At 48.7% G+C, this 3,269-nt stretch carries 4 protein-coding genes and 1 tRNA gene; all 5 read right to left on the bottom strand.

Features of this window, described 5'->3' with window-relative positions:
* The coding region (locus K2G43_RS02145; protein WP_300152851.1) for an AAA family ATPase at positions 1-465 on the bottom strand (465 nt) is incomplete at its 3' end.
* A gap of 494 nt (positions 466-959) precedes the next feature.
* Positions 960-1,035, bottom strand: a tRNA-Lys gene (locus K2G43_RS02140).
* A 94-nt stretch (positions 1,036-1,129) separates the two neighbouring features.
* On the bottom strand, positions 1,130-2,245 hold the full coding sequence (locus K2G43_RS02135) for an AI-2E family transporter (RefSeq protein WP_300152850.1): 1,116 nt from the start codon (positions 2,243-2,245) through the stop codon (positions 1,130-1,132).
* Positions 2,246-2,257: 12 nt separating this feature from the next.
* The gene (locus K2G43_RS02130; protein WP_300152849.1) at positions 2,258-2,851 is read right to left on the bottom strand and encodes a thymidine kinase; all 594 of its coding nucleotides are present in this window, start codon (positions 2,849-2,851) and stop codon (positions 2,258-2,260) included.
* A gap of 117 nt (positions 2,852-2,968) precedes the next feature.
* Positions 2,969-3,187, bottom strand: a complete 219-nt coding sequence (locus K2G43_RS02125; RefSeq protein ID WP_300152848.1) for a hypothetical protein — start codon at positions 3,185-3,187, stop codon at positions 2,969-2,971.
* Positions 3,188-3,269 lie beyond the last annotated feature (82 nt).

The raw sequence follows: 3,269 nt of genomic DNA, 5'->3' as shown, positions 1-3,269 counted from the left end.
GGTTTCATCAAGGCTGAAAGGCAACATCTCAATCTGGAGATAACGCCCTGTCAGCACTGTCGCCATTTCACTGCTCAGCATATTGGCATTGCTTCCTGTGATTATCAGATTCTTTCCCCGGCGATATAGTTTGCTTACCCACAAATCCCAATTCGGAAGATTCTGAATTTCATCAAGCAGCATAAAATCATAATCGGGATAGACATCATCAAGAGCCGACATAGCCAGATCCTCGTCCCATTTTTCAAGCAATTGGTGGTCGTCAAAATTGAGGTAGGCAAAATTCTTGCCTTGCAGCATCAGCAGGGCAAAAACGGATTTACCTACGCGACGAGGACCAGTTATAAGTTTAATAAGCGGGTTCTGCAAAAGTTCATCAGCGTCATACCTGGTATGACGTTGCTGATAAGGGCGCGACAACAATTCGTCTCGCTCCGCCCGCTGATTGAATATCGTTGTTTTCATTATAGTCCTTTTTAGACTGCAAATATAGCGGGTTTTTATTCAATTAAGCCGCTGTATTGAATAAAATAGAGTTTTTTTATTCAATACCAATATGGATATTGGCTATTTTGAGCAACAAAAGCCATGAATACCATTATAGCGTTATTCGGTGCGTCATTTCAGACCATATTTTTTCTCTTTACCCATAATGCCCTTTCGCAGATGCCGAGCAATCTGGCGGCTTGTGCCGTAATTTCTTTATTTTTCGGCTCGTCAAACTATACGCTTGATTTTAACAATACTGACTTGTCTATTTAACAAATGCACCGGACTTTCGGATTGAGCTGATTTTTGAGGGAATGCTTGTTTTGCGTCCAAGCGTGTCGCTTTTTCTTATTTTTTGATGGTGCTACCACCTTATATACTGCCTCAAAAGAATGGATAACTGATTGAGCAGCGTATGCAGTGAATGTCTTTAAAAAAAAGAAAAGGTCTTCATTGCTGAAGACCTTCTTTGGTGATTCGCTTGGGGCTCGAACCCAAGACCCCAACATTAAAAGTGTTGTGCTCTACCTGCTGAGCTAGCGAATCAATCCTTATTGCTGTTAAGCGGGTGCAAAGATAGGTGCTTTTGTTTAAAAAACAAACAAATTGAAGGAAAAAGTTTAAAGAATCATACTGCGTGTTATTCTTTTTGCTGATTATCAGTCTGTTCAATCTGATGATTTTTTTCTCTGTCAATGATGAAACGCTGGTAGTAGGAGAGCATGAGGGTGGTGAGCGGGAGCGCGATTATCATGCCAAGCATACCCATCAGCGAGCCCCAGACGGAGAGCGACAGCAGGATGATGGCAGGATTCAGCCCCGTAATCTTTCCCATGACACGCGGTACGAGGAAACCGTCTTGAATGGCTTGCACCACTATGAATACGGCAAGCGCCGATGTCAGGATTATCCAGAAATTCCCTCCCGTGTCGGCCGCCTTCAGTATGGCCAGTATGATGGTGGGCACAAGGCCGATAATCTGCAGATAGGGTACCAGGTTCAGGGCGCCGATGAACAGCCCGAGGCCGATGGCCAGCGGGAAGTCTATGATCAGAAAACCGATGCTGAACAGGATGCCTACGCACAATGCCACGAATGCCTGTCCGCGGAAGTATCTGTTCATACCCTCCTTCACGTCGTTCAGCACACCGACTGCAAAGGGGCGGTATTTCTGTGGCAGCAGATGGGTCCAGCCTTCGGCAATGCTTTCGTAGTCGAGCAAGATGAAGACCACGTAGAGCAGGATGAGGAATATGGTGAAGAAGCTGAACAACAGGTTGACCGATTCGGACAGCAACGACCACACCTGGGGAAGCGTCTCCTTCAAGGCGTTCAGCATGTCTTCTTCCCTGAAGAGGCGGGTGACGAACCGGCTGTCTATGTGCTCGCGGAGGAATTCCGAAAGCGTCTGGGGCACATTACCGTCGGGAGTCTTGTGAGAGAAGTATTCTATCACCAAATCTTTGACCCTGCCGAACTCGTTTGCCATGGGGGGGATGAGCAGGTAGAACGCCGTTCCGCCCAGCACCAGCAGGCTGAATAGGGCGCAGAAGATGGAGAAGGCCCGGTTCTTGAACCTCAGCCGGTATTGGAAGAAGGTGACCAGCGGATATATCAGATAGGCGATGAGCCATGCGATGAAGAAGGGCAGCAATACGCCGCTCAGCCGCTTGAGCAGCATCAGCAGGCCGATGAGGATGAGGCCGAGGATGACGCCACGGATAAAACTGTCGAATGTGATTTTTTTACGCTCCATGATGCCGGGGGATTATTTCGTGTCGGCTTCGAGGGCCTGCAGATAGCATTCGCGGCAAAGCGGCTCGTATTCGGCGGTCTCGCCCAGCAGCACTTGCCGGTCGTTCTTCACCGTACGGTGCGAGAAGGAGGCCAGCCGGCCGCATTTCACACAGATGGCATGCACCTTGGACACCTCATCGGCGATGGCGCACAATCCGGGCATCGGTCCGAAGGGGATGCCGCGGAAGTCCATGTCCAGTCCTGCCACGATGACGCGTATGCCGTTGTTGGCAAGCTGGTTGCACACGTCAATCAGCCCGTCATCGAAAAACTGCGCCTCGTCGATGCCCACCACGTCGATTTCCGAGGTGAACAGCAGGATGCTTGCCGATGTCTCTATGGGGGTGGAGGCGATGGAGTGGCTGTCGTGCGATACCACGTCTTCTGCCGAGTAGCGGGTGTCGATGGCGGGCTTGAATATCTCCACTCGTTGCCGGGCGAACTTCGCCCGTTTCAGCCGGCGTATCAGCTCTTCGGTCTTGCCGGAGAACATTGAGCCGCAGATGACTTCGATTCGGCCTATGCGTTTGGTTTCCTGTATGTGGTCTTCCGAGAATACTACCATGTTATTGAGTGTTATTAGTTAGGCGCAAAAGTAATCATTCCGATAAGAGATTCAAAAGAAGCCGGGAAATTTTCTTAGAAATGCGCTGTTTTTCCTATGTAAAGTTTGTGCCTGTTTTCAGATGTGGGAAGCCTTGGAATCTGCTGGAGAGAATGTATTTGATTCTGTTGCCTGATTGCCATATTGCAAAATTGGCAATGAACACGGAAGCGGTATCGGAATAGTCGTTCCGCTTTTTTTTAATGTAAATTCTTTTCTTTTCTTATTCTCGCGGCCGATACGTTTCGTTGAAAAAACGTCTTTTTCTCTTCTTTTCGCAGTTCTTCCTGTCTGCATCTTATCTGCCCCCTACCAGAACCTATTCGGCTTCGGACGTTCTTCGGACAAACTCCACTCCCTAGGACCGAAGAATGTCCGA

Origin of the sequence: Bacteroides sp. (genome assembly GCF_029057325.1) — a bacterium.
In the GTDB taxonomy this organism is placed as follows: domain Bacteria; phylum Bacteroidota; class Bacteroidia; order Bacteroidales; family Bacteroidaceae; genus Bacteroides.
This window is presented reverse-complemented; position numbering and strand designations above follow the sequence as displayed.

Bases quoted from the DNA above. Each gene is read 5' to 3' on its own strand.
- K2G43_RS02130 (WP_300152849.1), bottom strand. From the start codon at position 2,851: ATGGTAGTATTCTCGGAAGACCACATACAGGAAACCAAACGCATAGGC.
- K2G43_RS02125 (WP_300152848.1), bottom strand. From the start codon at position 3,187: ATGCAGACAGGAAGAACTGCGAAAAGAAGAGAAAAAGACGTTTTTTCA.
- K2G43_RS02135 (WP_300152850.1), bottom strand. From the start codon at position 2,245: ATGGAGCGTAAAAAAATCACATTCGACAGTTTTATCCGTGGCGTCATC.